The organism is Rhodococcus sp. WB9 (assembly GCF_007558985.1).
GTDB lineage: Bacteria > Actinomycetota > Actinomycetes > Mycobacteriales > Mycobacteriaceae > Rhodococcus_F > Rhodococcus_F opacus.
In genome coordinates this window covers 650,204-672,695 of record NZ_CP041769.1, presented here as the reverse complement: position 1 = coordinate 672,695, position 22,492 = coordinate 650,204, and the positions used below count along the sequence as shown (strand labels likewise).

Annotated in this window: 14 protein-coding genes and 2 pseudogenes; 6 read left to right on the top strand and 10 right to left on the bottom strand. The window is 68.8% G+C overall.

What is annotated here, in order from left to right:
• The first annotated feature begins 167 nt into the window (after positions 1-167).
• The 3 genes from FND50_RS03280 to FND50_RS03270 all read left to right on the top strand — a co-directional run bounded on the left by FND50_RS03280 (position 168) and on the right by FND50_RS03270 (position 4,674).
• Positions 168-1,619 carry an FAD-binding oxidoreductase gene (locus FND50_RS03280; RefSeq protein ID WP_007298428.1) on the top strand — a complete coding sequence of 484 codons (1,452 nt, stop codon included), beginning with the start codon at positions 168-170 and terminating at the stop codon, positions 1,617-1,619.
• A complete protein-coding gene (locus FND50_RS03275) occupies positions 1,616-2,917 on the top strand; it encodes a class I SAM-dependent methyltransferase (RefSeq protein ID WP_005562789.1) in 1,302 nt (433 codons plus the stop codon). The genes FND50_RS03280 and FND50_RS03275 overlap by 4 nt, the downstream gene beginning before the upstream one ends.
• Positions 2,918-3,054: 137 nt before the next feature.
• Positions 3,055-4,674, top strand: coding sequence for a transposase (locus FND50_RS03270; protein WP_144284738.1), 1,620 nt, complete (start codon positions 3,055-3,057; stop codon positions 4,672-4,674).
• Positions 4,675-4,759: 85 nt separating this feature from the next.
• Here FND50_RS03270 and FND50_RS03265 read toward each other — a convergent pair whose 3' ends face one another.
• The 4 genes and pseudogenes from FND50_RS03265 to FND50_RS03250 all read right to left on the bottom strand — a co-directional run bounded on the left by FND50_RS03265 (position 4,760) and on the right by FND50_RS03250 (position 10,658).
• On the bottom strand, positions 4,760-5,797 hold the full coding sequence (locus FND50_RS03265) for a type IV toxin-antitoxin system AbiEi family antitoxin domain-containing protein (protein ID WP_144284737.1): 1,038 nt from the start codon (positions 5,795-5,797) through the stop codon (positions 4,760-4,762).
• A 137-nt stretch (positions 5,798-5,934) separates the two neighbouring features.
• Positions 5,935-7,130 (bottom strand): annotated as a pseudogene (locus FND50_RS03260) (ISL3 family transposase).
• Positions 7,131-7,275: 145 nt separating this feature from the next.
• Entirely contained in the window at positions 7,276-9,414 is a 2,139-nt protein-coding gene (locus tag FND50_RS03255; protein ID WP_144284736.1) for a 3-hydroxyacyl-CoA dehydrogenase NAD-binding domain-containing protein, read from the bottom strand.
• Positions 9,415-9,443: 29 nt separating this feature from the next.
• Complete coding sequence (locus tag FND50_RS03250; RefSeq protein WP_005253367.1) at positions 9,444-10,658, bottom strand: acetyl-CoA C-acetyltransferase; 1,215 nt, start codon at positions 10,656-10,658, stop codon at positions 9,444-9,446.
• Between the two features lie 235 nt (positions 10,659-10,893).
• Here FND50_RS03250 and FND50_RS03245 point away from each other — a divergent pair, with 235 nt between their 5' ends.
• Positions 10,894-12,543 carry an amidase gene (locus FND50_RS03245; protein WP_144284735.1) on the top strand — a complete coding sequence of 550 codons (1,650 nt, stop codon included), beginning with the start codon at positions 10,894-10,896 and terminating at the stop codon, positions 12,541-12,543.
• 8 nt (positions 12,544-12,551) lie between these two features.
• Here FND50_RS03245 and FND50_RS03240 read toward each other — a convergent pair whose 3' ends face one another.
• The 4 genes from FND50_RS03240 to FND50_RS03225 all read right to left on the bottom strand — a co-directional run bounded on the left by FND50_RS03240 (position 12,552) and on the right by FND50_RS03225 (position 18,247).
• Positions 12,552-13,226, bottom strand: coding sequence for a response regulator transcription factor (locus FND50_RS03240; RefSeq protein WP_005248663.1), 675 nt, complete (start codon positions 13,224-13,226; stop codon positions 12,552-12,554).
• Complete coding sequence (locus tag FND50_RS03235; RefSeq protein WP_144284734.1) at positions 13,223-15,166, bottom strand: sensor histidine kinase; 1,944 nt, start codon at positions 15,164-15,166, stop codon at positions 13,223-13,225. The genes FND50_RS03240 and FND50_RS03235 overlap by 4 nt, the downstream gene beginning before the upstream one ends.
• 44 nt (positions 15,167-15,210) lie before the next feature.
• Positions 15,211-15,909 (bottom strand): hypothetical protein, encoded by a 699-nt coding sequence (locus FND50_RS03230; RefSeq protein ID WP_186301226.1) that lies wholly within the window; start codon positions 15,907-15,909, stop codon positions 15,211-15,213.
• Between the two features lie 85 nt (positions 15,910-15,994).
• Entirely contained in the window at positions 15,995-18,247 is a 2,253-nt protein-coding gene (locus FND50_RS03225; protein ID WP_144284732.1) for a DNA polymerase III subunit gamma and tau, read from the bottom strand.
• Between the two features lie 210 nt (positions 18,248-18,457).
• Here FND50_RS03225 and FND50_RS03220 point away from each other — a divergent pair, with 210 nt between their 5' ends.
• Complete coding sequence (locus FND50_RS03220) at positions 18,458-19,804, top strand: ammonium transporter (protein WP_005566991.1); 1,347 nt, start codon at positions 18,458-18,460, stop codon at positions 19,802-19,804.
• A gap of 6 nt (positions 19,805-19,810) precedes the next feature.
• On the opposite strand, the gene FND50_RS03215 is transcribed toward FND50_RS03220, so the two are convergent.
• Together FND50_RS03215 and FND50_RS37710 are read right to left on the bottom strand one after the other, a co-directional pair.
• A complete protein-coding gene (locus tag FND50_RS03215) occupies positions 19,811-20,404 on the bottom strand; it encodes an HhH-GPD-type base excision DNA repair protein (protein ID WP_043789991.1) in 594 nt (197 codons plus the stop codon).
• A gap of 86 nt (positions 20,405-20,490) precedes the next feature.
• A pseudogene (locus FND50_RS37710) lies at positions 20,491-21,535 on the bottom strand (enterochelin esterase domain-containing protein).
• 71 nt (positions 21,536-21,606) lie between these two features.
• Here FND50_RS37710 and fepB point away from each other — a divergent pair.
• Positions 21,607-22,458, top strand: a complete 852-nt coding sequence (fepB, locus tag FND50_RS03205; protein ID WP_260851019.1) for a Fe2+-enterobactin ABC transporter substrate-binding protein — start codon at positions 21,607-21,609, stop codon at positions 22,456-22,458.
• Positions 22,459-22,492 lie beyond the last annotated feature (34 nt).

Genomic DNA, 22,492 nt, shown 5'->3' with positions numbered 1-22,492 from the left:
CGTGGCAATCTATTGTGAGGTAGCTCACTTCGGTGTGGTCACGACCCGCACATTGATGAGACATTTGTGTGAATCTTCGGTCGACCGCGCCGATATGCGTGGCCTGAACCCGCGGAGAGGGATAGCGTCAGGGTGTGGCTGCCTCTTCGGTTGAACTACTGAAAAGCATGCGGGAGGGTGGACGCCCCTTCCGTGCGCATCGCACTCTGCCCGTCACCGGGATCGACGCTCACCGCGCCGGCGTCGAACGGCTTCTCGCGTCCTACCGCGCGATTCCCACGGACGCCACCGTGCGACTCGCGAAGAAGACGTCCAACCTGTTCCGGGCGCGGGCCCAGACCAGCGCACCAGGCCTCGACGTCTCCGGTCTCGGCGGAGTCATCTCGGTCGACGAGCAGGCCCGGACCGCGGATGTCGCCGGAATGTGCACGTACGAAGACCTGGTGGACGCCACCCTGCCGTACGGGCTGGCGCCGCTGGTGGTTCCGCAGCTCAAGACCATCACACTCGGCGGCGCGGTCACCGGCCTCGGCATCGAGTCGACATCGTTCCGCAACGGGCTCCCCCACGAATCAGTCCTCGAGATCGACGTGCTGACCGGCAGCGGCGACATCGTCACCGCGAGACCGGAAGGCGAGAACTCCGACCTGTTCTGGGGGTTCCCCAACTCCTACGGAACCCTCGGCTACTCCACCCGACTGCGCATTCAGCTCGAACCCGTCAAACGGTATGTGGCACTGCGGCATCTGCGTTTCGATTCCCTGGACGAGCTGCAGTCGGCAATGGATCGCATCGTCACCGAGCGCGTCCACGACGGCATCCCCGTCGACTATCTGGACGGCGTCGTGTTCACCGCGTCCGAGAGTTACCTGACGCTGGGCCATCAGACCGACGAGGGCGGCCCCGTCAGCGACTACACCGGGCAGAACATCTTCTACCGGTCCATCCAGCACAGTTCCGTGAACCACCCCAAAACGGACAAACTCACCATCCGAGACTACCTGTGGCGCTGGGACACCGACTGGTTCTGGTGCTCGCGCGCCTTCGGCGCCCAGAACCCCACCATCCGCCGGCTGTGGCCGAAGAACCTCCTCCGCAGCAGCTTCTACTGGAAGCTCATCGCCCTCGACCACAAGTACGACATCGGCGACCGACTCGAGAAGCGCAAGGGCAACCCGCCACGCGAACGCGTCGTGCAGGACGTCGAAGTGCCCATCGAGCGCACCGCGGACTTCGTCCGCTGGTTCCTCGACGAAATCCCGATCGAACCGCTGTGGCTCTGCCCGTTGCGGTTGCGGGAACCTGCCCCCGCCGGCGCGTCCTCGCAACGCCCCTGGCCCCTGTACCCCCTCGAACCGAAACGCACGTACGTGAACATCGGATTCTGGTCATCGGTGCCCATCGTTCCGGGCCGACCCGAGGGGGCCGCGAATCGGCTGATCGAAGACAAGGTCAGTGACTTCGACGGACACAAGTCCCTCTACTCCGATTCGTACTATTCACGCGAAGATTTCGAACGCCTCTACTACGGCGGCGATCGATACACGGAACTGAAAAAACGCTACGACCCGAAATCACGATTACTGGACCTTTTCTCCAAGGCGGTGCAACGTCGATGACAACTCTGAAAGCTTCACGCTCCCAAGACCACAAGCTGACCATCGCAGAGATTCTCGAAACTCTGTCCGACGGCATGCTCCCCCTGCGGTTCTCCGCCTACGACGGCAGCGCCGCCGGCCCGGAGGACGCCCCCTACGGTCTCCACCTCAAGACGACCCGGGGCACCACCTACCTGGCGACCGCCCCCGGCGACCTCGGCATGGCCCGGGCCTACGTGTCCGGCGACCTCGAGGCCCGCGGCGTCCACCCCGGCGACCCGTACGAAATCCTCCGCGTGATGGGCGACGAACTGCACTTCCGCCGTCCGTCCGCGCTCACGCTCGCCGCCATCACGCGCTCGCTCGGCTGGGATCTGCTGCGCCCCATCGCCCCTCCCCCGCAGGAGCACCTCCCGCGGTGGCGTCGAGTCGCGGAAGGATTGCGGCACTCCAAGTCCCGCGACGCCGAGGTCATCCACCACCATTACGACGTCTCGAACACCTTCTACGAGTATGTCCTCGGCCCGTCCATGACGTACACGTGCGCCTGCTACGAGAACGTCGAGCAGACCCTCGAAGAGGCACAGGACAACAAGTACCGCCTCGTCTTCGAGAAGCTCGGCCTCCAGCCCGGCGACCGACTGCTCGACATCGGCTGTGGCTGGGGATCGATGGTCCGGTACGCCGCCCGCCGCGGCGTCAAGGTCATCGGCGCCACCCTGTCCCGCGAACAGGCCGAATGGGCACAGAAGGCCATCGCCGAAGAAGGACTGTCCGACCTCGCCGAGGTCCGGTTCTCCGACTACCGTGACGTCCCCGAGACCGGATTCGACGCCATCTCGTCGATCGGCCTGACCGAGCACATCGGCGTCGGCAACTACCCCGCCTACTTCGGACTGCTGCAGAGCAAGCTTCGCGAGGGCGGCCGGCTGCTGAACCACTGCATCACCCGGCCCGACAACCAGAGTCAGGCACGCGCGGGCGGCTTCATCGACCGGTACGTCTTCCCCGACGGCGAACTCACCGGCTCCGGACGCATCATCTCCGAGATCCAGAACGTCGGACTCGAGGTGCGGCACGAGGAGAATCTGCGCGAGCACTACGCACTCACCCTCGCCGGATGGTGCCAGAACCTCGTCGACAACTGGGATGCCTGCGTCGCCGAGGTCGGCGAAGGCACCGCACGTGTGTGGGGTCTCTACATGGCCGGGTCGCGACTGGGCTTCGAACGCAACGTCGTTCAGCTGCACCAGGTCCTCGCCGTCAAGCTCGGCCCCAAGGGCGAGGCGCATGTGCCGCTGCGTCCGTGGTGGAAGTAGGCGGCTCCGCCGCCCGTGCGCCTTTTTTGGTAGCTAGAGGGGCTGTTTCGAAATCCCGGGACGGAGCGCCCGCGTGGCACCATGCCCTGACCTTGGGTTTCCTGGATAATGTGTTGGTGGCCAAGGGATATCGACCGGTGAATCGTGACCAGCAGTTTCTGCTGCCGCCGGACATGCGGGAGTGGGTGCCGCCCACGCATCCGGTGTGGACGGTGATCGAGATCGTCGACACCCATCTCGACACCAGTGCCTTTCATGCCTCGCGCCGCACCGGCGGTGCCGGGCGGGCCGGGTACGACCCGGACATGCTGGTGACCCTGCTGGTCTGGGCGTGGTCGCGGGGGATGCGGTCGTCCCGGCAGATCGAGCGGGCCTGCACCGAGGACGTGGCGTTCCGGGTGATCTGCGCCGGCGACACCCCCGACCACGTGACGATCTCCCGGTTCCGCAAGGACAACCACACCGCCTGCGAGGACCTGTTCATGCAGGTACTGATCCTGGCCGCCCGGTTGGGTCTGGGCCGACTCGAGACGATCGCGTTGGACGGGGTGAAGATCGCCTCGAACGCATCGAAAGACGCCAACCGCACCGAGGCCGGGCTGCGCCGGGCAGCCGAGGCCGAGGCCGCGCGGATCGCCGCGGCCGCGGCGGCCGCGCACGCCGCCCGTGACGAGGCCGAGGACGACCTCTACGGCGAGGACGATCCGGGCCCGGGACAGGTGCCGGCGGAGTTGGCCGATCCGGGCACCCGCTCGGCACGCATCGCCGAGGCGTTGGCGCAGCTCGACGCGCAGAAGCAGGCCGAACGGTGCGAGCGGGACGGGAAGGCGCAGGACTATCTGGCCCGGCTCGACGCGGGCCAGACGGTGCTGGGCCGGGTGCCGGTCGGGGCCGAGGTCGCCGCCGCCGAGCGGCGTCTGGCCGAGGCGGTCGCCGCCCAGCAGTCGGTGATCGAGCGGTTCCAAGGCGGCACCGCGGCCGGGGGCGGGGGCACCCGGTTCGCACCGAAGCCGGTCGACGAGCACCACCTGGTGCGGCGTCGGCGCGCCGAACTCGACACCGCCCTCCGCAAACAGGGTGAGCGCACCGCCGCCGCCGGGCAGCGGCGCCGCAACATCACCGATCCCGATTCGCGGTTGCAGCCGCTGCGCGGCGGCGGGTGGGTGCAGGGCTACAACTGTCAGGCCTTCACCAGCGAGGACGGGTTGATCCTGGCCACCGGGGTCGGGACCGGCCCGGTCGACTGCGACTATTTCCCCGAGATGGTCGACAAGGCCGGGGCGGCCGCGCAGCTGATCGACACCACCCGACGTGGGAAGGAACAGACCGGCACGAACCCGGAGGAGCTGATCGGGGTGATGCTCTTCGACGCTGGCTACTGCTCCCGCGCCAATCTCACCGCGCCGGGCCCGGACCGGTTGATCGCCACCGGCAAATCCCGTCACCTCGAGGCTGCCGCCGCCGCTGATCCGGTCACCGCTGATCCGGTCACCGGACCGCCACCGCCGCAAGCGGATCCGATCCAGGCCATGACCCGCAGGCTGCGCACCAAGGCCGGTATCGCCACCTACCGCAAACGCTCACCCATCGCCGAAACCGTGTTCGGGCACGCCAAACACAACCTCGGATTCCGCCGCTTCACCAGCCGCGGACTCGACCGCGCCCGCAGCGAATGGGCGTTCCACGCCGCCGTGCACAACCTCGGCAAGATCCTCACCCACCTGACCGCAGGCACCCCGCTCCCGGCCACCCCCTAACCCGGCGGGGCCACCCCCGCCCCGCGCCGGCACCCACCTCGGCACGAGACACCCGAACCGCCCTCACTCAATTCCGCAACAGCCCCTAGAGCAACCAGAAAGGCGCACAGGCCGGGCAGGGCCTCTCGCCGGGCCTGATCCACCCCTCCCGCACGAGCACGGTCTCCACTTCACGGGCCACTACGCACGGATTCTTCGTCACCTCGTCGAATCCGTAGACGAGTCGTGGGCGCCCCTGCAGTTCCGCGGCGTTGTCGCGTCGACGGTCCCGGAACGCGACCTCCGCCATGGCGTGCGCGCGGCGACCGTCGAGGCGCACGATGAGCGGCACACCATGGTCGGAGTAGTCGCAGTCCTCGAAGAGGGTGCGCCCGTCCACGACCACGGGTGATTGCCGCCGCGCCCGTGGGAGCCCGTGCGCGTCCTCGACGTCGGTGGCGTAGCGGTATTCGAGCACCGACTGCACTCCGTCGGCGAGCAGTCGTACCGCATCCACGAGCGCCTTGCGGTACCGACGTGGTCGTCGCTCCTCCATGCGTCGTCGGATGTCGCGCAGTGGGATCCGGGCATTGGTCACGAGCGCGATGAGCCGGGTGTAGGCGTCCCGTGCCGTGGGCTCGGCGATCGCGAGGTCGAGCGCAGTGTCCGCTCGCGTCGTCCGAGGCGGATCCGTATCGACGGCAATGTAATCGTGCGCCCTCGACCGGTGCACCACGACACCGGGATGCAGCGGTGAGGACAGTGCGATCGGATTGCCCGGCTTACGCGACGGACGCATGCCCGTCTCGCTCTGGCACCGCGACGATTTCCCGTACGGCACCGTGATGTGGATCGGTTCGCCGTCGCGGCGAGGGACCATCCCCCATTCCTCGGCGGCGGTGATGTGGCTGAGCATCGAATGGCCGCCGCCGTAGAGGAGTGCGGCGGACAGGATCATGTCCCGGGTCAACGGGCCGTTGGTGACGGCATAGACGCCTTGGAGGACACGGCGCCACTGCCCCGAGTCCAGGAGATGACGAACCCTCCCCCGGGAGAAGCCGAACGGCTCGAGTTGGGACTGTGTGACGATCCCGAACTGGGTGTCGACCAGGCGCTGAAAGTCGTGGAGATCGATGTCGGTCATACGGCGCATCGTGCGATGCGCGTCCGACTCGGATGCCGACAAAACGCGGTTATCCACGCTACCTGTGGATAACCGCGAAGTTGTGGATAACCCGACCCGTGCGCCTTTTTGGTTGTTACAGCTACCAAAAAGGGGCTCTACTGACTCATTCGTGGGTGGGTTCGGCCGGGTAGTTGTGGTCGAGCGCCCCCGAGGCTGAGCATCGCGAGTGCGATGACGGCCTCGGGGGTGTGGAACCCGAATCCGCGTCGGGTGATGAGGCGGATTTTGGTGTTGACCGATTCGATGCGCCCGTTGGACAGGCCGTGTTCGATGGCGGCGAGGATGGCGGGTTTGTGGGCGCGGATGCTTTTCTGCAACGCGACAAAGGCCGGGATCCGGGACCGTCTCGCCCAGCCGATCCATCGATCGAGTTCGGTGGCGGCGTTCTCGGCCGGGAGTTGGAAGATCAACCGCAAGGTTTCCTTGAGTAGGTAGGCGCGGTGCAGCACCGGGTCGTGCAGTTCGATCCACCGCAGCGTCGCCTGCTGCCCGGTGGTGAGGGTGTCCGGGTTCTTCAGCAACGCCCACCGGCTGCGTTTCACCGTTTGAGCTGGTCCGGCCTTCGGGCGGCGGCGTGGTTTCCAGCCGCCGCCGCGGGAGGCGTTCTCGGTGGCCCGGGCCCGGTTCCACGCGGCCCGGCGGACCGCGTCGAGGGCTTCGGTGGCCCAGGCGACCACGTGGAACGGGTCCGCGCAGCGGATCGCATCCGGGCAGTACCGGGCCACCACCGATCCGATCCACCCGGCCGCGTCCGAGGTGACGTGGGTGATTTTCGCGCAGCGTTCGGGCCCGAGCCGGTCGAAGAACCCGGACAGGGTGGCCGCGTCGCGGCCGGGGGCGGCCCACACCAGCCGGCCGGAGTCGTGGTCGACGACGACCGTCAGATACTTGTGGCCCTTCTTGTAGGAGATCTCGTCGATCCCGATCCGACGCAGCCCGGCCAGCGGGTCCCGGGCGGGTGCGGTGTCGGCCCACACCCGGTCCACGATCGCCCCGACCGTGCGCCAGGCGGTGCGCGTCACCTCGCAGGTCGCGGCCTTCGAGGTGTGCGTGGCCAGCCACGCCACCGTCTGGTCGAACGCGTGGGTGTGCCCGGCGCGGTGCCGGGCCCAGGGCACAGCGGCCACCGTGACCCCGTGTTCGCGGCAGGACACCCGTGGGGCGTCGGCCTCGATAAAGGTGCGGACCAGGCCGCAGTCCGGGCCGCCACGGCCGTGGCATCGAAATCAACGTGCTCGATCACCGTCTTTTCGACACCCAACACCTGACGCCATATCCTGGCTTCGCGCACGCCGTTCTCCCACACATGTAGCCGACTGACCCTAGACAAGCCAGAACGCTACTGGGACAACGGCGTGCGCCCCTACAATGCCCAGCTACCACCCACGATCACAGCAGTAGAGCCCAAAAAGGCGCACGGGCGGCGGAGCCGCCTGCTACTTCAGCGATGCCGGCGGGGTGAAGCGCTCGCCGTACTTGGCGGCGAGTTCTTCAGCGCGCTTGACGAAGCCGGCCCGGCCGCCTTCGTAGCCCTGGATGTACTGCGACACACCGCCGGTCCAGGCGGGGAAGCCGATACCCATGATGGAGCCGATGTTGGCGTCGGCGGTGGTGAGGAGCACGCCTTCGTCGAAGCACTTCTGCGTCTCGATGGCCTCGATGAACAGCATGCGCTCGATGAGATCCTGGAACGGCACCTCGAGTTCCTTGGAACCGAAGTTCTCCCGGAGACCGGACCACAGGCCGGTGCGCTTGCCGTCGGCGTAGTCGTAGAAGCCGGCGCCGCCGAGCTTGCCCTTGCGGTCGAACTTGTCGACCATCGTGTTGATGACGTCGCCTGCCGGATCGGCGGGCAGTTCCTTGCCTTCGGCCTTCGCAGCTTCCGCGGTTTCCTTGCGGATCTTCTGCATCAGCGTGAGGTTCAGCTCGTCGGACAGCTGCAGCGGTGCCGCGGGGTAGCCGGCCTGCATGCCTGCCTGCTCGATGGTGGCGGGCTCGATGCCCTCCGCCAGCATGGCGATGGCCTCGTTGATGAACGTGCCGATGACGCGCGAAGTGAAGAAGCCACGCGAGTCGTTGACGACGATCGGCGTCTTGCGGATGGCCTGCACGTAGTCGAAGACGCGCGCGAGGGCTTCGTCGGACGTCTTCTCGCCGCGGATGATCTCGACGAGCGGCATCTTGTCGACGGGGGAGAAGAAGTGGATTCCGATGAAGTCCTCTTGACGCTTCACACCCGTCGCCAGGCCGGTGATCGGCAGGGTCGACGTGTTCGAGCCGAGCAGGGCCGTCGGCTCGACGATGTCCTCGATCTCCTGGAACACCTTGTGCTTCAGGTCCTGCGACTCGAACACGGCCTCGATGACGAAGTCGACACCGGCGAAGTCGGCGGGGTCGGCGGTCGGGGTGATGCGGTCGAGCAGCGTCTTCGACTTCTCCTCGGTGGTCTTGCCACGCGAGAGGGCCTTGGCCTCGATGCCCTCGGAGTAGGCCTTGCCCTTGTTGGCGGCCTCGATGGTGACGTCCTTGAGGACGACGTCGAAGCCGGCCTTCGCAGACACGTAGGCGATGCCCGCGCCCATCATTCCGGCACCGAGCACACCGACCTTGGTGATCGGGGTCTTCTCGATGCCCTCGGGGCGGGAGGCGCCGGAGTTGATGGCCTGCAGGTCGAAGAAGAACGCCTGGATCATGTTCTTCGCGACCTGGCCGGTGACCAGCGACGTGAAGTAGCGGGCCTCGATGAGGAGCGCGTTGTCGATGTCGACCTGCGAGCCCTCGACGGCGGCGGCCATGATGGCGCGCGGTGCCGGCATGGGAGCACCCTTGAGCTGCTTGCGCAGGTTCGCGGGGAACGCGGGCAGGTTGGCTGCGAACGCCGGGGTGGACGGGGTGCCGCCGGGGATCCGGTAGCCCTTCTTGTCCCACGGCTGGACGCCGCCCTCGGGGTTGGCCTTGATCCACGCCTTCGCGGCGGGCACCAGCTCCTCGACCGAGGACACGACCTCGTCGATCAGTCCGACATCCTTGGCCTGCACCGGTCCACGCTGCTGCCCCTGGAGCAGCACCTGCATGAGCGCGTTCTGCAGGCCGAGCATGCGGACGGTGCGCACGACGCCGCCACCACCGGGCAGCAGGCCGAGGGTGACCTCGGGCAGGCCGATCTTGACGCCCTTCACGTCCGCGGCGACGCGGTGATGCGTGGCCAGGGCGATCTCGAGTCCGCCACCGAGCGCGGCACCGTTGATGGCGGCGACGACGGGCTTGCCGAGCGTCTCGAGTCGGCGCAGGTCCGACTTGATCGCGACGCTGTGGCTGTAGATCTCGTCGGCGTTCTCCGGGCCGACCTTGATCATGTTCTTCAGGTCTCCGCCGGCGAAGAACGTCTTCTTGCCGGACGTGATGACGACACCGGTGATGGAGTCCTTCTCGTCGACGAGGCGGTCGACGGTCGCCTTCATCGAGGAGATGTAGGCGTCGTTCATGGTGTTCGCGCCCTGGTTGGGATCGTCGATGGTGAGCACGACGATGCCGTCGGCGTCCTGCTCCCAGTTGATGATGTTCTGCTCGCTCACTGCTTCAAGTCTCCTGATGGTCCGGGCGGTCAGACGCGCTCGATGATGGTGGCGACGCCCATACCGCCGCCGATGCACAAGGTGATGAGGGCGTACCGGGCGTTGCGGCGTTCGAGCTCGTCGATCATGGTGCCGGTGATCATGGCGCCGGTGGCTCCGAGCGGGTGACCCATCGCGATGGCACCGCCGTTGACGTTGAGCTTCTCGTCGGGGATGTTCAGGTCCTTTTGGAACTTGAGCACGACGGACGCGAATGCCTCGTTGATCTCGAACAGGTCGATGTCGTCGACGGTCAGACCGGCGGCGGCGAGCACCTTCTTCGAGGCCGGGGTCGGGCCGGTGAGCATGATCGTGGAGTCGGCACCGCTGGTGGCCGTCGCGACAACGCGGGCGCGCGGGGTCAGGCTCATGTCCTTGCCCGCCTGCTCGGATCCGACGAGGACCAGTGCGGCGCCGTCGACGATGCCGGAGCTGTTGCCGCCGTGGTGGACGTGGTTGATCTTCTCGACCCAGTGGTATTTCTGCAGCGACACGGCGTCGAAGCCGCCCATCTCACCGACGCCGGCGAACGACGGGTTGAGTCCCGCGAGGTTCTCGAGGGTGGTGCCGGGACGCATGTGCTCGTCCTGATCGAGGACGGTGAGGCCGTTGATGTCCTTGACCGGGACGACGGACTTGGCGAAGTAACCGCCCGTCCACGCCTTCGCGGCGAGGTCCTGCGAGCGGACGGCGTACGCGTCGACGTCCTCGCGGGAGAAGCCCTCGATGGTGGCGATCAGGTCGGCGCCCACGCCCTGGGGAACGAAGTAGTTGTCGTAGTTGGTGGCCGGGTCGAGTGCCCACGGTCCGCCGTCGGAGCCCATCGGCACGCGGGACATCGACTCGACGCCACCGGCGATGACCAGTTCGTCCCAGCCGGAGCGCACCTTCTGCGCGGCGGTGTTGACGGCCTCGAGGCCGGATGCGCAGAACCGGTTCAGCTGGACGCCACCGACGGTGTCGGGCAGTCCGGCGTCGTTGACCGCGACGCGCGCGATGTCCATGCCCTGGTCGCCGACCGGGGTGACGACGCCGAGGATCAGGTCCGAGATGCGATCCTCGTCGAGGTCGGGGAAGCGGGCGCGGAGCTCGTCGATCAGGCCGGTGACCAGCGAGATCGGCTTGACCGAGTGCAGCGAACCGGTCTTCTTTCCGCGGCCACGCGGGGTGCGGATGGCTTCATAAATGAATGCCTCTGTGGTCACTGTGGAGTGTTCCTTCCTTATCTGCGTCGACGCCGACCGTGCACACGGCGCTCTGCACGGGGCATACCCCGGCACGTCCACCTTAGAACGTGTTGCAAAACGGAAGGAAGGACCGAAGCGATCCTGGATCGTGACCCAGGCGATCACGATCGGCCGGTGTGCACCATGCCCGGCCCGACCTTTCGTGCTGTAATGACGCGGCGCTCGACCCGATCCGAGCGGAGGAGAACACGCTGTGACCACCCGACTGTCCCGTCGGCAACTATTCAGCGCCGCGACCGCAGGTGCGGTGACCGTTGCCGGGCTGGGGCGTGCCGCAGCGTCCGCGAACCCGGCTCTCCGACTGCCGTCCCCTGGCGCGATCACCACGTCCGATCCGGCTCTCCTCAGTGCGGTCGAGGCCGCGTCGCTGTTGCAGTCCCGGGCGCTGCATCCGCGCGAACTTCTGGATGCGTGCCTGGCACGCAGCGCCGCGCACGACGGCGGCATCGGGGCGTGGATCCGGATCTATCCCGAGCAGGCGTACGAGGCCGCGGAGTCGGCCGCGCAGCGGCTGGCGGCAGGGTCCGCGCCGCTGGTCTGCGGATTGCCGATCGCACTGAAGGACCTGTACGCGGTGGCCGGGCTGCCCGTGACGGCGTCGAGCGGCGTCCTCGAGGGCAACATCGCCGCCGGCGATTCCGGAGTGTGGCGGCAACTTCGCGACGCGGGCATGGTGCTGATGGGCCACGCGCACACCCACGAGTTCGCCGTCGGAACCGCCACCCCGCAGGTGGGGAACCCGTGGGACGTCGAGTACTCGCCGGGCGGCTCGTCCGGTGGCAGCGCCGCCGCCCTCGCCGCACGGTTCGCGCCTTGTGCGGCGGGAACCGACACCGGCGGGTCGTTGCGCATTCCCGCGAGCGCGTGCGGGATCACGTCGATCAAACCGACGTTCGGCCGGTGCAGCACCAGCGGGGTGATTCCGCTGACCTGGACGCGCGATCACACCGGCCCGATGGGCCGCAGTGTCGCCGACGCGTCGCTGCTCCTGAGCCACATGGCGGGCGTCGACGTCGACGATCCCAGCACGTCGGTGGGTCCGGACGTTCCCGCGGAGGGTTACCCGCTGACCGCCGCGGGCGGGTCACGCCCACTGTCCGGGACGCGCTTCGGGCTGCCGCGCGGTGTCGCCGACGAGCTGCCCGGCCCGATCGGGACTCTGTTCTCCGGCTTCCTCGACCTGGTCCGCGCGCTGGGCGGCGAGATCGTCGACGTGACCGTGCCCGACGTCCCGAAGGGGCTGCTGAGCGGAGATTATGCCGAGTTCGGCTCGTATCACCGGCAGTTCGCGGACCGGCTCCCGGCGTACGGTCCGGAGTCGGCGCTGGCCGCGACCGCGGCGATGGCGAGCCTCGCCCTGCCTGTCGCGGACTACTTCGCTCTCGAGCGCGCCCGGCTGCGCTTCCAGCACGACTACAACCGGATGTTCGCCGAGCACCGGCTGGATGCGATTCTGCGTCCCGGCTCCCTCACCGACGGGGTGCGGCGCGACGCGCTCTCCGATTCGAGCGTGTTCGCCGCTGCGCGGGAAAACTACTTCTGGGCCAACTACACGGGGGCACCGGTCGTCTGCACCCCGGTGGGCCGGTCCGCGGCCACCGGCATTCCGTTCGGGGTGCAACTGGGCGGGGTTCCGTGGTCCGAGGCGTCGCTGATCTCCATCGTCCTGGAACTGCAGGAGGCGCAGCCGGTGTGGCGGGACACGCCGCCGCTCGGTCCGTCGCCGCGGCGGATCCCCGAGGCGCGGGTAGCGGCCCCCGGCGCCGGACCGACTGCGACCAACACGGACGACACGGGCCCGGGCATCCGGTTCGTGCCGACGACGTCGACCGCGGCCGTGTGACCTCGCGGTCAGGCGTCGAGGCCGAGACCCGCGTCCCGCGCCCGGACGATCGCGGTGGGACGATCGGGCACACCGAGTTTGGCCAGCACGTTCGACACGTGGTTGCGCACCGTCTTGGGGCTCAGCACGAGTCGCCGCGAAATACTCGCGTTGTCGTAGCCGCGGGCGACGAGGTCGAGGACCTCACGCTCCCGGTCGGTCAGCTCGGGAAACACCGTGGGACCCACCCTGCGTGAGGCGGCCATGAAGCTCATCGCACGGGCCGCAACCGCGGCGCCGAGGATCACCTCCCCGTTGGCGACCGCCCGGACCGCCCGTTCCACCTCCCCCGGATCTGCCCCCTTCACCAGGTAGCCGCGAGCCCCGGCACGCACCGACGCGACCAGCGATTCGTCGTCCTCGTGCATGGTCACCACGAGCACCCGCAGTGCGGGGTGCCGCTCGACGAGCCGCCGGGTGGCGTCCACCCCCGAACCGTCCCCGAGTTCGAGGTCCATCAGCACCACGTCGACGTCGCCGTCGACGACGTCGAGCGCCTCCGCGACGGAGCTGGCCTGCGCGGCCACCTCCATGCCGTCCAGGGTCGACAGCAACGCGACCATCCCCAGCCGGAACACCGGGTGGTCGTCGACGACGGCGACCCGGATGGACGAGGTGGTGGAATTCGTGGTTCCTGCGCTCATGATGCGGTCAACGGTAACCGGGCCGTGACCACCGTGCCTGTCGGACGGGCGGATTCGATATGGAGCGTGCCGCCGAGTTCGTGGGCCCGCTCGCGCATCGACCGGGTTCCGACGCCGCCGCCCCCGGCCGGATCGAACCCGCACCCGTCGTCGTGGATGACGACCGTGAGCATCTCCCGCGCGAACGTGGCGTCGACCCGGCAGCCGTCGGCGCCGCTGTGCCTGCGCGCGTTGGTGACGGCCTCGACGACGATCCCGTACGCGGCGGCGCTGATCTCCGCACCCAGCCTCGGCGGCGGATCGGCCTGCACCCGCAGCCGGAATCCGCTGCGCGACTGGTTGGCTGCCAGTTCGTGCAGCGCCGGGACCAGTCCGAGCTCGTCGAGCACCGGCGGGAACATGCTGCGGGACAGCTGCCGGACGCCCTCCACCTGATGGTCGAGTTGCTCCTGCAACGCGCCGATGAGTTCCGCGGCGGCAGCCGGGTCCGAGCCGAGCAGGTTCCGGGCGCCCTGCAGGCCGAGTTGGATACCCGCCAGCGACGGACCCAGCCCGTCGTGCAGTTCGCGGCGAATCATCTGCCGCTCCTCCAGTCGCACGGACGCCAGCCGGCGTCGCGCCTCCTGCAGGTTCTCCGCCGACTGCAGCACCACGAGACCGGCCGTCACCACCGCCGACAGCTCGGTGAGCGACCGGCGGGTGCGCGCCCCCAGCGACTCCCCCGGCGGCGCCGTCACGACCATCGTCCCCAGCACCGCACCCCGGTGGACCAGCTCCACCGACTCGGCGTGCCCCGTCGCCGAACCCCACACCGCGGCAACCCCGCTGGTGCGCCGCACGGACACGGATTCGAGCCGCAACGCGACACCCACGCCGGCAGCGAGACCCTCCAGGAGTTGTTCCGGGGTCTCGGCGCTGCCGAATTGCCGGCCCAGGGTGCGGACGGCCCGAGCCGGATCCACGCCCTCGCCGTAGACGAGGCGGTGCACCCGCCGCTGCAGCCACAGCCGCACCGGCTGCACCGCGACGGCGACGACACCCGCCGCGACCACCTGCGCCCCCACCGAATCGCCCTCGGGCAGCAGCGCCGTCACGACCGTGGCCACCACCACGTAGAGCACCAGCAGCAGGACGGTGAGCGTGCCGGCCACGGTCGCGCGGCTGACGGCGAGATTCAGCCCCCACATGCGCTGGCGCAGGATGCACACCAGGATCGCGACCGGATAGAACGCCTGAACAGCCAAGTGCACCAACGGGTTGAGCACCCACAGTCCCGGCAGCGACGCGGGCAGGGCCAACGGAATGTACGCGGCGGTCATCAGCGCCGTGCCGAGGCACATCCATCCGAGCCCGACACGCTCGTCGGGTGGGCCGTGCCGCCACCGCCACCCGCAGTCCGTTGCCGCCGCGGAGCCGACGACGAGAACGGGCACGATCACCCACACCGCGGGGATCTCCGTGAACGTGCGGGACCAGAAGTACCAGGCCGTCGCGGCGATACCCGCGAGAACGCCGAGTTTCGCGCCGACGCCCAGCGGGTGGTCGCGGATCAGCCACGGCACGATCAGGAACAGGCTGAGCGTTCCGGGAATCCACGCCGTGTTCTGCAGCGGCGACAGCACGTCGACCCACGGCAGCCCGGGACGCACGACCGCGAGTTGCGAACAGCTGTAGCTCAGCGCAGCGAGACCCACGCCGATCGCGGTGAGCCCCATGATGATCGGCACGGGGTGCACCCGCCGCGCGAGGACGACGCCCGCCACGGTTCCGTAGACCGCCGCCCCGACGACGTCCACCAGGAAGAACAGTTGGTTCGAATCGATGCCGGGATCGGCCCGGACGAACGCCACCACCGACAGGACGACCAGAATCCAGGCGGACACCGCCATGACAGCAGCAGGTACGGGCGCACCGCCCGTACCTGCCGACCCCTCGGTCATTCGAGTGTCCTTCTGCTTCACCATGATGCGAACGAGTATCGCCCCTACTCACGCACGGTGTCGGCGAAAGCGAAACCGATCGCGCTCACCAGCACCCACAGCGGTCCGGTGAACCCGGCGAGGTACTGCAGCGGCGAGACGCCGATGACGGCCGTCACCAGGCCCAGGACCAGGCTGACCCAGCCGATCCACCGTGGGCCCGCCTGTCCGCGCAGCAGTGCGACGGCCACCGCCAGCGCGCTGACACCCGCGCCCGCCCACAGCCACGGGATGGTGCCCATCCAGTGGCCGCCGACCACCGCGAACTCCGGCACCAGCTGTTCGGTGTCACCGAGACCGAACACCAGCTCGGTGGTCAGGCCGGTCCCCAGCAGGCACGCCGCCGACGTCAGGACCAGACCGAACGCCGCGACCGACGGCAGGATGCTCTCGGCGGGCAATGCGGCTCGCAGCCGCTGGGACAGCCCGGCGGCGAACACGAGGATCAGCAGCGCCGCGGTCATGATCGACACGTGCATGACGAGGATCCCGGTGCGCTGTCCGGCGAGGCCGTTTATGATGGCGACCGGGTCACCGGCCGACGCCTCCGCGTAGACCGCGTCGATCGACATGCTCGCCTGGATGCCGACGATTCCGGCCACGCCGGCGAGGACCCCGACGTAGGCCCACCACCGGCCAGCTCGCGGCCGCCCGGCCGCCGGGACCTCGTTCTGCACGCCGTCTGGAACATTCACTGTGCTCATGGGACGAGAATCGGCCACCCGGCGTCCCGGGCACCAGGGGCGGATGTCCCGACGTTTCGGGACCGGCGACGACTGCCCCGTCGGGTCAGCCCTCGAGCTTCTTGGCCCCGAGCATGTCCTTGAGCAGTTCGAACGCCACGTCTTCCGGGTCGCGGCGGGTCGCGGGGTCGGCGGGTTCCGCCGCCTCCGCGAACATCTCTTCCTCGTCCTCGGGTGTGGAGACGGGCGGCGTCGTCGCCGAAGCCTCGTAGTCGATCGGCCCGGGATCGTCCGGGTAGTCGGGCGCCTCCGGCGGCGGAATGTCGTCGTCCGGCTCGGACGACGGACGTGCCTGGCCCGCACCCGGACCCGAGGTGGAGCGCTGCGTGTCGGACGGCTGCTGCGGCGGACGCTGCGCAGTCTTCTCCTGGCTGGGCCGGGAGAATCGCGGTGCGCCTGCCGGCTTCGTCGGCGCTGCAGCGGCCTTCGTGACCGGTGGGGGCGGCGCCGTCGGAGCACCGGCCTGGTACTCCACTTCCCAGGTGCCGCCGAACATCTCGGTGAGCACCTCGGTGATCACCTGGGCGTTGTGCGGTGACGCGATGCGAGCGCCCAGGTTGGGGACGGGGTGCGCCAGGATCAGGCGGTTGCCCTGAACGTCGTGCACCGTCGCGGCCGACAACATGGCGGGCAGAATCTTGTTCCGCTGACTCACCTTCTCGCGCAGCGAGTTCCAGGACTCGCGCAGCGCGGCAGCATCCGGCCCGGCCGATGCGGCGGGCTCCGCATCCACTTCGGGGGCGAGCGGCGGCTCCGGCTCCGGTGCAGGAGTCGGTTCCGGCGCAGGATCCGGCACAGGAGTCGGTTCGGGTTCCGGGATGGGAGCGGGCGCCGGCGCGGGGGCCGGCTCGGGCTCGGGTGCGGGAACAGGGGCCGGTTCGGGCGCGGGCGTCGGTTCGGGGACAGGCGTCGGCTCGGACTGCGGCTCCGGTTCGGGAACGGGTGTCGGCGCGGGTTCCGGAACCGGCCGCGGCATGGGTTCGGGTTCCGGCTCGGGCGGCGAGGGCACGGTGGCTGCCGCGGCCTGGCGCATGGACGGTCGCTGGAATTTCGGTTCCGGTTCCGGCTCGGCAGGCGTTTGCGGCGCGCGCGCAGGAGCCGCCATGGGCCGCTCGGCCGCGTCGACGGCCGGCGCCGACCCGGCGGGCGGAAGTCCGCGTTCGACGCGTTCGAGTCGCTGCAGCACCGCGGACTCCGCATCGGACGCCGAGGGCAGCAGCATCCGGGCGCACATCACTTCGAGCAGCAGGCGGGGGGCGGTGGCGCCGCGCATCTCACCGAGGCCGGCGTGCATCACCTCGGCGTAGCGGGTGAGCGTGGCGGGACCGATCCGCTGGACCTGGGCGCGCATGTGCTCGAGCACGTCGCCGGGCGCGTCGACCAGGCCACGTTCGGCGGCGTCGGGCACCGCCTGCATCAGGATGAGGTCGCGCAGGCGCTCGAGCAGGTCGACGGCGAACCGGCGCGGATCGTGGCCTGCGTCCATGACCCGGTCGACCGTCCCGAACAGCGCTGCGCCGTCACCGGTGGCGAGCGCGTCCACGGCGTCGTCGATGAGCGCGACGTCGGTGACGCCGAGCAGCGCGAGCGCGCGCGGGTAGGTGACGCCCTCGTCGCCGGCTCCGGCGAGCAGCTGATCGAGGATGCTCAGCGAGTCACGCGGCGAACCGCCACCCGCGCGGATGACCAGCGGATACACCGGGTCGGCGACCGGCACACTCTCCTGGTGGCAGATCTTCTCCAGCAACCCGCGCATCGTCGCCGGCGCGAGCAACCGGAACGGGTAGTGATGGGTGCGCGAACGAATGGTCGGCAGCACCTTCTCGGGTTCGGTGGTGGCGAAGATGAAGATGAGGTGCTCCGGCGGCTCCTCGACGATCTTGAGGAGCGCGTTGAAACCGGCCGTGGTGACCATGTGGGCCTCGTCCACGATGAACACCCGGTACCGCGACTCGGCGGGCGCGTAGAACGCGCGGTCACGCAGCTCACGGGTGTCGTCGACGCCACCGTGGCTGGCCGCGTCGAGTTCGGTGACGTCGAGGTTGCCCGATCCGCCGGGGCCGAGCGCCACGCACGAGGGGCACTGGCCGCACGGCGTCGAGGTCGGACCCTCGACGCAGTTCAGCGATCGGGCCAGGATGCGGGCAGACGACGTCTTGCCACAGCCGCGGGGACCGGAGAACAGATACGCGTGGTTGATCCGTCCGGCGTCGAGAGCGGTGCTCAGTGGTTCGGTGACGTGCTCCTGCCCCACCACCTCGGCGAAGGATGCGGGTCGGTACTTCCGGTACAGGGCCACGCGGAAAGACTACCGGCGGTCCCCGACAGTCCGGGCCGGGTGGTCGAAGCGCCCGCTCAGCACCCGCTCGGGGCGCTACTCACAAGCAAAAGTCCGAACCTGACCGCATTGTGTAACACGTTCGCAACGCAGCGGCAGCACAGTCGAAACCGCTCGCGGTCATCGTGACTTTCCGCGCCGGGTTTCGTCCCGGCGTGTGAGGAGAATGTCGTGCCTGCAATCGACGCCGGAGCAACCGCCTGGCTTCTGATCAGTACCGCGCTGGTCCTTCTGATGACGCCGGGCCTCGCCCTGTTCTACGGCGGGATGGTCCGTTCCACCGGCGTACTGAACATGATCATGATGAGCTTCGTGTCGATCGCCCTGGTCACGGTTGCGTGGCTGGTGGCCGGATACTCCCTCATCTTCGGCGACGACATCGGCGGCGGGCTGATCGGCGGGCTGGAGCACCTGGGGATGGTGGGCATCGACCCGACCACCGTCCACGGGCAGGTCCCCGAGATCCTGTTCGCCACGTTCCAGCTGACGTTCGCGATCATCACCGCCGCGCTGATCAGCGGCGCGATCGCCGACCGGGCCAAGTTCTCGGCCTGGATGATCTTCGTGCCCGTCTGGGCCCTCGTCGTCTACGCACCCGTCGCGCACTGGGTGTGGAACCCGCAGGGCTGGATCGCGCAGTTCGGCGCCCTCGACTACGCGGGCGGACTGGTCGTCGAGATCGTGTCCGGCGCGTCGGGCCTGGCGCTGGCGCTGGTCCTGGGCCCGCGCCTCGGTTTCCGGTCCGAGTCGATGCGCCCCCACAACCTTCCGCTGGTGCTGCTGGGCGTCGGCCTGCTCTGGTTCGGCTGGTTCGGTTTCAACGCCGGTTCGGCGCTGGCCGCCGACGGCACGGCCGCCGCGATCTTCCTCAACACCCTCGTCGCCGGGTGCACCGGCCTGCTCGGCTGGCTCCTCGTCGAGCAGAAGCGGGACGGCCACCCCACCACGTTCGGTGCGGCGTCCGGCGTCGTCGCGGGTCTGGTCGCGATCACCCCGTCCTGCGGCACCGTCAGCATGGTCGGGGCGCTGGTCGTCGGCGCCGTCGCCGGTGTGGTCTGCTCGTTCGCCGTCGGCTGGAAGTTCCGCCTCGGGTACGACGACTCGCTCGACGTCGTGGGTGTCCACCTGATGGGTGGCATCGTCGGCACCCTCCTGATCGGACTGCTGGCCACCGAGGTCATGACCGACGGACCGGAAGGCCTCTTCTACGGGGGCGGGTTCGCGCAACTCGGCAAGCAGTTGCTTGCCGTGGTGGTCGTCGCCCTGTACGCGTTCGGTGTCACGTACGCGCTGGGCAAACTGATCGACCGAATCTTCGGGTTCCGGGTGAGCGCGGAGGACGAGTCGTCCGGCATCGACCTCGCGTTGCACGCCGAATCGGCGTACGAACACGGTGTGCTCGGGCACGGTCCGGGCGGCGGCGGACAGGGCAACAGCGTCTTCCCGTGGATGCACGAGGCCGAACGCCGGCGGCACCTGGACGCCGAGCGAAAGCAGAAGCCGTCCGATCCCGAGTAGCGGCGGCTACTTCTTCTTCGCTGCCGCAGCCTTCTTCGCCTCGGCCTTCGCGGCCTTCTTGAAGTCGCGGACCTCGTGGAGGCTCTTGTCGTCCACGACGTCCGCGATCGACCGCCGGGATCCCTCGGTGCCGTAGTCGCCTGCGGCCTCCCGCCAGCCCTTCGGCTCCACACCGATCTGTTTGCCGAGCAGTGCCAGGAAGATGCGCGCCTTCTGATCGCCGTAACCCGGCAGCGCCTTCAGCCGTTTCAGGACCTCTTTGCCGTCGGGATCGCCGCTGGTCCACAACGCCTCGACGCTGCCGTCGTAGTTCTCGACGAGGAATGCGCACAGCGACTGGATGCGGGTGGCCATCGATCCGGGAAACCGGTGGACCGCCGGAGTCTGTGCGCAGACGGCCGCGAACTCTTCCGGATCCATCTCCGCGATGCGGTGCACCTCGAGGCCGCCGATCCGGTCGTCCAGCTTCTTCGGACCCGCGAACGCCGTCTCCATCGGAACCTGCTGATCGAGCAACATCCCGATGAGCAACGCCAGCGGATCACTCGCCAGAAGTGCGTCGGCGTCCGGATCCCCTACCAGATTCAGCGTGCGTGCCATGCTCTGATCCTGCCATCCCACGATCGGGCGGGTGCGCCCTTCACCTCGGCGCGCGGTCTATTCACAGAGTTATCCACATCACTGCATTACCGGTCGGTACGCTCCAGCATCGAGGCCACGCCGGCGATCAGACCGTCGCGCCAGTGCAGGACGTCGTGGCCCCCGCAGAACTCGCGGTACCGCACGTCGTGGCCGGTGCCGACCAAGAGGTCGCGCACCTCGCGGTTGGGTTCGACGAGCATCCATTCGAGTGTCCCGACCTCCACGCTGAACCGGCTGTTCGATGGGGCCGCGACGCGGACGCGGCGCTGGAACGGGACTCCCGGCCCCGAGCCGGGCCACCAGAACGATCCGGACAGGCTGACAGCGCGCCCGAACACCTGCGGGACTGTCGACCATCACGACGAGCGGAACCCGGTGCCCCGTACGTGCGAGGGCGTCGACGGAGCCCGCGATCGGCAGGTCGGCCGCCCACGTCCGGCCGTCCAGCACCACCACGACCGGACGGTTCCGGGCGGTGAGTCCGGGCGGTTCGTGGACCCACACCGACCGGCGCGTGCCCGACAGCGTGAACGTCGTCTCGTGGAGCACGCCGCGGCCCGGCCGGTCCGTCCACCAGAGCTGCGCGGGCGCCGCCGGCATCACCGCCTCGGAGCTGTCGCCGATCTGCACCACCCGCGTCGGCAGCGGGTTGAACGGGTCGGACTGCGCGTCGGCGAGCACGCTCCGCCACCACTGCCAGCCCGGGGTGTCGCCGGGAACCGTCGCTGGTTCCGTGCGGTGGATGAAACGGTAAGCGCCGCGACACTTCTCGGGGACCTCGATCGACAGGGACCAGAGGTCGGTGCCGGGTAGCCGCGACAGCGCGGCCTGTTCCAGGCGGGAGCGGTCGGTGATTCCGTTGACGTCGAGGTAGACGTGCCGCGTGCGCGACGTGCGCTCCTCGCCGTCCGGATCCCGCCAGCAGAACGTCGCGATCACACAGCCGGGGCCTGCCCCGTCCGGCTCGATCAGGGGACTGCCCGCGGCGGCGAGACGGTCCCAGAATGCGGGGACGCCGTCACGTGTCAGATCGTCGATCGACCGTACGCGTACGACGCGACGCTCGGGTCCCGGCACTCGTTGCAGCATCCACTTCCCATTCGAATGTAAGGTAACGCGACCAGAGCTGGCCGCGCACCGTCACCGATGAGACCGGCAGCATCACGCTCGAACAGCAGCCCGAGCGGATCGTGTCCACCAGTGTCACCCTCACCGGCTCACTGCTCGCCCTCGACGCTCCCCTGATCGGCACCGGCGCGCAGAGAGCCAGCGACGTGACCGACGAGAACGGTCTGTTCACGCAGTGGGCGGACATCGCCGCCGAGCGCGGCGTCGACACGCTGTACCAGGGAGAACCCAACGTCGAGAAGATCACCGCCTCCGATCCGGACCTCATCTTCGTGTCCGCCACCGACGGCGACTCGGCGCTCGATCAGGTGGACACGTTGAGGCAGATCGCGCCCGTCGTGGTGCTGCGATACGACGACAAGTCGTGGCAGGACCTCAGCGGACAGATCGCCGCGGCCATCGGGACCGAGGCACAGGCCGACGCCCTCGTCGCGAAGTTCGACCAGCAGCTCGACGACGCCAAGTCGGCGCTGGGCGACAAGGTCGCTGCGGCGAACCCGGTGAATGTGCTCGCGTACAACTCGCCGGAGGAGTCGCGAATCTTCACCGCCGAATCGGCGCAGGGCATCCTGCTGGAACGCCTCGGGTTCTCGCTTGCCGAGCTGCCGTCCGACCTCACCGCCGCCGACAAGGGCATCATGGCCGGCCGCAAGGACGTCGTGCCGGCCGGGCAGGAGAACCTGCCGCGAGCGGTGCCCGGCAACACCATGTTCATCGTGAGCGGTGAAGCAGCGGACGCCGACAGGTTCCTCGCCGATCCGACGCTGCGGGAGACGCCGTCCGTGGAGAAGAAGCAGGTGATCGGGCTCGGGAAGGACAGCTTCCGCCTCGACTACTACAGCGCGTCCAACCTGATCGACCGGGTCACGAACACAGTGCGATAATGCTCATCCCGTGTCGGCGCGGCCCATATCGGGT

Coding starts and splice junctions, on each gene's coding strand:
- FND50_RS03240 (WP_005248663.1), bottom strand. CDS start 13,226: ATGAGCGCAGGAACCACGAATTCCACCACCTCGTCCATCCGGGTCGCC.
- FND50_RS03235 (WP_144284734.1), bottom strand. CDS start 15,166: ATGACCGAGGGGTCGGCAGGTACGGGCGGTGCGCCCGTACCTGCTGCT.
- FND50_RS03265 (WP_144284737.1), bottom strand. CDS start 5,797: ATGACCGACATCGATCTCCACGACTTTCAGCGCCTGGTCGACACCCAG.
- FND50_RS03280 (WP_007298428.1), top strand. CDS start 168: ATGCGGGAGGGTGGACGCCCCTTCCGTGCGCATCGCACTCTGCCCGTC.
- FND50_RS03275 (WP_005562789.1), top strand. CDS start 1,616: ATGACAACTCTGAAAGCTTCACGCTCCCAAGACCACAAGCTGACCATC.
- FND50_RS03215 (WP_043789991.1), bottom strand. CDS start 20,404: ATGGCACGCACGCTGAATCTGGTAGGGGATCCGGACGCCGACGCACTT.
- FND50_RS03230 (WP_186301226.1), bottom strand. CDS start 15,909: ATGAGCACAGTGAATGTTCCAGACGGCGTGCAGAACGAGGTCCCGGCG.